At 55.8% G+C, this 6,036-nt stretch carries 2 protein-coding genes and 3 pseudogenes; 3 read left to right on the plus strand and 2 right to left on the minus strand.

All coding sequences use genetic code 11. From position 1 onward, the window contains the following. Nucleotides 1–81: 81 nt before the first annotated feature. Together CHB75_RS20960 and CHB75_RS20965 are read left to right on the plus strand one after the other, a co-directional pair. Nucleotides 82–354, plus strand: a pseudogene (locus CHB75_RS20960) (integrase core domain-containing protein); the annotation flags it as partial. Between the two features lie 75 nt (nucleotides 355–429). After that, nucleotides 430–633, plus strand: a pseudogene (locus CHB75_RS20965) (Tn3 family transposase); the annotation flags it as partial. 227 nt (nucleotides 634–860) lie between these two features. Here CHB75_RS20965 and CHB75_RS20970 read toward each other — a convergent pair. Then, the gene (locus CHB75_RS20970) at nucleotides 861–3,278 is read right to left on the minus strand and encodes a right-handed parallel beta-helix repeat-containing protein (RefSeq protein ID WP_141135169.1); all 2,418 of its coding nucleotides are present in this window, start codon (nucleotides 3,276–3,278) and stop codon (nucleotides 861–863) included. Between the two features lie 314 nt (nucleotides 3,279–3,592). Here CHB75_RS20970 and CHB75_RS20975 point away from each other — a divergent pair, with 314 nt between their 5' ends. Beyond that, entirely contained in the window at nucleotides 3,593–5,686 is a 2,094-nt protein-coding gene (locus CHB75_RS20975; RefSeq protein ID WP_141135170.1) for a polysaccharide biosynthesis tyrosine autokinase, read from the plus strand. 57 nt (nucleotides 5,687–5,743) lie between these two features. Here CHB75_RS20975 and CHB75_RS21550 read toward each other — a convergent pair. Further along, nucleotides 5,744–5,922: pseudogene (locus CHB75_RS21550) on the minus strand (transposase); the annotation flags it as partial. Nucleotides 5,923–6,036: the final 114 nt, after the last annotated feature.

Genomic DNA, 6,036 nt, shown 5'->3' on the forward strand with positions numbered 1-6,036 from the left:
GCTGGCGAACACCTGCCGAAGCTCTCGACGAACTGCTCAAACAGAATATAATCGAATGTGTTGCGACGACCGGTTGAATCCGCCCAATACTGTTCGCATGACTATCAGAAGATCCTGCAAAACAACGGGTTCAGCGTGTCGATGAGTGGCAAGGGAAATTGCTATGATAATGCGGCCGTCGAGACCTTCTTCAAATCCATCAAGGCCGAGCTGATTTGGCGGCGGCCATGGGAAACGCGGCGGCAGGCCGAAATGGCGATCTTCGAATACATAAAAGCGTTCTACAATCCACGACGACGCCACTCAGCACTCGGCTGGAAAAGCCCCGTCGCTTTCGAACGAAAGGTGGCTTAAACGAGCACTTGGCGCGGCACGAAAACGCGACAGGGCGAACGCTACTTTGCAGATGGGCTGTAGGACATCAGCAGCGACCGGATGGTCGAGGAGCAGCATTATCGTATGGCTGGTCTGAACCTGCTTGCGGCCATCACCATCTACTGGATCACCGAGCATCTCGGACAGGCCGTCGCCACCCGAAGTCGCGTTGGTTTCAACTGCGCACCGGATCTCCTGACACATATCTCGCCGCTCGGATGGACCCACACCCTCCTCACCGATGAATACAGGTGGTAAAGCAAGTCAGTGCCGTCTTGTGACACGATCCTGCCCATTGCCAGAATCCACCCCTATGAGATGGGCACATCGGAGTGCATAAGCTCAAGACTCAGCTAATTTTAAGACGCATTGGCAGCCAGCCGACCCCGGAGCAGGGCAAAAAGAGGGTGGCCCTTATTACGCCACCCTCGTCTCACATTAGCAAATTCAAAATACCGCCCCAGATGACCAGCGTGGCGAAATGGTTAGCGGATTTTGACAGCGTGACCGTTTTCCACGACTTCGCGCCACGTAATCTCGAAATGCACAAGCGGGTCGAACGATGTACCGCCATCCGTCCAGCCAGCCCCGGTTCCCTGCAGTTGAAGCACGTCAGACCCGAAAAAGACCTGATCTCCTATATCCAAGGGCGTGACGTGCGCCAACTCCACGGCGCAGTTACCGTCCGGACCCCCGGCTATGCTGGTCACGTGCAGCACACGCCCCCTGACCGGATCCCACGTCGCTTTATAATAGACAATGTCTAAGGTTGCGTCGCTGTTGCGGATCGCCTTGGCCTCGATCTCCCAGGCTTTGGCCGGATCCAGCGTGAGCAGGACGTTGTCATTGTTGAATTCGCGCGTTTCGCCAATAGTCTTACGACAGGCGCGGCGGACGCGGCGTTCCGGGACCAGGCCGATAGCGCCCGGGCTCTGGTTGTTACGCATTCGCACGGAACCAACAGGCATCGAGGTCAGCGCGCCTTCATCGAAAAACCAAAAATCGAACGCCTCTGGTGAAGCGTCGGCAATATCTAGCAGGCTAGTTGAGGGAGGAATGTTATCGGTCCAGCGATCAGCGCGGATGTGAATGTTCTCCAGTCTCTGCGTCTGATCTCCTACAAAAGCGAATACAGTAGAATTACTTGAAAAGTCACAATTTATAATGTCATTGTCGTGCCAAGAAAGATTGCCTTCGGCGCCCTCGGCCACACGACATTCCCAGGCAAGCATCCGTGCGGTGGTGTTGCGAATCACGTTATGGGCGAACGTTACATTGGTCAGCGCCTTGGCATTGGCACCGCCGTCCCGCCGAAACACCGACGTTCCTGGCGCACCGATGTCATCGAACACGCAAGACCGGACCTCGAGCCCGGCGCAAGCGCGCCCCCCCGTGGTCACCTTGATCGCCTCACCACCTGTACCGAACAGATGCAGGCCGGTGATGGATCCACGGCCCGCTGCGCCCTGGATGTGAACGCCTGCACGATGGTTCCCCGCCAGGACGATATCGACGCCGAGACTGGCTCCGTCAGCCCTGCCGATACCCTTTCCAAAGCCTCCGTTGATCTGGAAGCCGTGCGGAACTGTAGTGCCGCCTTTGGTGCTCAGGTCGATGATCCGGTACATATCATTGACTGTATTCTCAGCATAATTGCCCGAAAACACCGTATAAGCCGCGCCGGTCTTATAGGCTGTTCCCTGGCAATTCTTGACCACATTATTCGAAATAATGGCGGGGGCGTAAGCCGGACTAACCGAGGTTTCGGCGATGCAGATGGCGTCGTCTCCAGTGCCGTAAATCACGTTTCCGGTGATGACCGTGCCGAATCCGGCGTGCTGGACCCAGATGCCGGTATCGCCGACCGAGCCGTATTCGTGGGCCGTTCCCGAAACGGGCAGTTTCCCACCGATGCGATTGTTGTTCACCTGAACCGAGCGCGGTTGAGTCATGGTCCCGCGATCAATAGCGATCGCCATGTTATCTGCCGATGGGATCACGTTTTCTGATACCGTGACATCCGCGAAACCGCCAATTGATATCATGTCAGATCCGCCCGTGCGCACCGGGTTTCGCGCCAAGTCCAGCGTCAAGCCACGCACGATACAGCGCGCACCCCTCTGGTCAGAGTTACGGACCGAGAAGTAACGTCGGTTCTGGGCCGGTGACGGGTGCGTAAATATGATCCGGGTACCTTCTCCGGTGATCGTTATGTCGCGAATCACCGCACTTTCGACGTTGAAGACCTCGGATGTGCGGATCACGCCACACGGAAAGACGACTTTGGTCTCCTGATCCTGTGTCGCGAGGGCAGCGGCGAGAGCTGCTAGGGATGCACTGTTGTCGGTCCCGCTCTCGCCAGTCAGATCACTGTCCGCGACAACCCCAAATGCGGCGGCTGGCCAGATCCGGTCGACCAGAGACAGCCTTACCCCACCGGCCGTCTCAAGATGGTGATCCGGCGCGTCACTGGCGCCAACACGGAGACGGATGTTCTCGTTCGCGGTCTGCAGGAATTCGCCTTCCGTGACTTGGTAATGGCCAACCCGCTCTTCATAGCGTAGCGTGTCGTCTGCCATCAGATCGGGGATGGCCGGAAAGATGTGCGCGTAGCCGACCGCATCGGGCCGTCGCAGCTGCAAACGCGGGACATAGCACAACGACCTTTCGCGGTTGTCCACTATCCGCACATCGTAGCGGCCGCTCATGACATGGCATATTTCGAAATCACCATCGACGTTGGCAATTAACGGCTGCGCCAACATCAGCGTAAGGTCCGGATCTTGGAAGAGCGGGACAAGGATGTCGGTGCCATTTCTGTAAATAAATGCCATATTTTTGGGCATCTGCCTGCCCGCGTAGTCTGGTACATGTACCCTATTGTTGAGATTGAGTAATGCCATGGTGATCTCCTCTTGAATACACGCAACCCGTTGAGCCTACTGAGGTCTGATCGAGTGCAGCATGGAGAGCCGTCGTTTTTTATTGGTGAATACACCGTACGGTGCAGACTGCTGAATATGATCCCGATCCGTGTATTGCCTAGACCACCCACCCCGTGTTAGCCGCGCCTGCACGCTCTGTCGTACCCGTCTGCATCTGCCGGACGCATGGCTCGTGTTGCCGAAATTTTGAGCCATGGGTATGAGCCGGGGCTGCAAGGGGGCTAATACAAGAATCGACCTGCAGGCGGGTTGCAAGACATAGGCTGACGGTATTGACACAATCTGAACAGACATCTTCCACCCCCGGCCAGCGCATGGTCCTGACTTGGCTGTGGAACGGAAAGCTCCTGATACTCTTCTTCATACTCGTTTTCGCGGGAGCCAGCGCCTTGTACGTCGATCGGGCGATTGTTCCGATTTACCGGGCCACCAGCAAGATCATGATCACGTCCCAACAAGAACAGGTCGTCGATCTCGAAAGCGTTGTCAGCGGCTTGGCATCGTCGGACACTGTGGGGATCAATTCAGAGGTGGAGGTTCTTCTCAGTCTCAGTCTTCTTGGCAAGGTTGTTGACCGCCTCGACCTGACGGAAGATCCTGAATTCAATACTTATATTCGTGAACCAGGGGCGAAAGCCCAACTGAAGGCTCGTATCTACAGCATGATCGGCCTCGACATTGCCGAGCGCAGTATGCCGGACGCCGAGACCGTGCGCGGCGACACCACCGTCAACTTGCGGCGAGCCATAAGTGTGAGGAATATCTCAAACACCTTGGTGTTCGACCTGCGTGCGGAAAGCGTCAGCCCGACCAAGGCCGCGCTGATCGCCAACACTCTGGCTGATGTCTACATCATGGATCAGATCGACGTGAAATATGAGGCGACACAACGCGCCACAGGCTGGCTCAGCACCCGCGTTGCGGAATTACAAACCGCGCTTGAAGATGCCGAGGCTGCAGTCAAAAATTTCAGAGGAAATATCGATCTTGTCAGTCAGGAAAGCCTGCTGGCGCAGGAACGGCAACTCAAGGACGTGCGTGAGCGGCTAGAGGGCTTAAACGAAACATTAGCAGCCGCATCCGAGCGCTTGGCGTCGCTACAGGAGGCTGAAACCTACCCCGAAAAAGCCGAGGTCTCAAGAGATCCGCAGCTGCGTGATCTGCTAGCCCGAATTGATGATCCAAATGTTCAGGCTATGTTCGACAGCCGGTACGAAAACCTTGTAACCCGCACAGGCTTGGAGCAGCAGCAGCAGCAGCAGCAGCGCATTGCACTGGAGGAATCCAAGCAGAAGCTGAGCGAACAGATCGACCGTCAAAGCGAGGACTTCATCCGCCTGCAGCAACTGACGCGAGAGGCGGAAGCCAGTCGGCTTCTCTACGAGTACTTCCTTACCCGGCTAAAGGAAACATCCGCGCAAGAGGGCATCCTGCAAGCTGACAGCCGTATTCTTTCGCCTGCGTTGGTGCCCAAGTTACCGTCCGCTCCCGATACACAGCTGATTATCTCCATGTGGGGTATTCTTGGTGCCGTGGTCGGGACAGCCCTGGTTATTCTGCGCCATATGGCGAAGACGACGGTCCTGACATCAAGGGAACTCGAGGCCATGACCGGGATTTCCACATTTGGGCAGGTCCCGAAAATCACTGCGCGCCGACGCATCGATTTTGTGAAATATTGTATCGACAAGCCAACGTCAGAAGTTGCCGAGGCCATTCGGAACATCCGAACATCCATCATGCTCAGCAATATGGACCATGAGCCCAAGGTCATCGCCATGACCTCGGCCCTGCCTTCTGAAGGCAAGACCAGTTTGTCGATCGCGTTAGCCCAAAATGTTCGAGGCCTTGGAAAGAAGTGCCTTGTGATCGAAGGCGATGTGCGACGGCGGATCATGACCCAGACCCTCAGCGGGAAATCACTGCAATCTTCACAGGGCATCATCTCCGCTCTCACCGGTGAGCAGTCACTCAGGGATGCAGTTGTCTATAATGAATTGATCGACTGCGATATATTGCAGGCTGAGAAAACAAACGTGAGCGCGGCAGACATATTTTCATCCAAGCGCTTCCAAAACCTTCTATCGGAAGCCCGAGAGATATACGACTTCATCATCATTGACACGCCACCTGTTCTGCTCGTAACGGACACCCGCATCATCCTGCAGCATGTTGATGCAAGCATCTTTGTCGTTGCTTGGAACCAGACAACGAAGCAACAGGTTCAAGAGGCTATCGGTGTACTCGAGAGCTCGAATATCAGGGTATCTGGCCTTATCTTCAACAAGATCAATCGCAGAACTCTCGAAAAGATGGGTTATGGCACGGACTACGGGAAATATGGCCGAAATTACTATAATGTCTAGGCGCGTCTTCAGTTAGTCTGACCAAACCATTGCGCAGGTGATATGGATCCTGGAATGCCCCATCGGGCGGTCCAGTTTGTAGAACGTCGCAGGGCTCAGGCCGTGCTTCCGGCACAGATCCGCCGGCGGCAGACCAGCCTCCTGCTCTTTGATCATCCCCCCTCTCGGGACATTGCTGCGCAATGCCCTGCCGGGCAGCGGATAATCTGCGCTTCGGTGAAACGGCTTTTCCTCATCTCGTCTGCTCCTTCAGGTTGATCTGCCCCCCGGAAACTGGACCGTTTGAAGTTGGAGTTTCCCGCTACGATTTCCTGGCTGGGAAAGGAGCGGAATCACATGAAAGCATCGAA

The sequence above is a fragment of the Puniceibacterium sediminis genome, from assembly GCF_900188035.1.
Classification (GTDB): Bacteria; Pseudomonadota; Alphaproteobacteria; order Rhodobacterales; family Rhodobacteraceae; genus Puniceibacterium; species Puniceibacterium sediminis.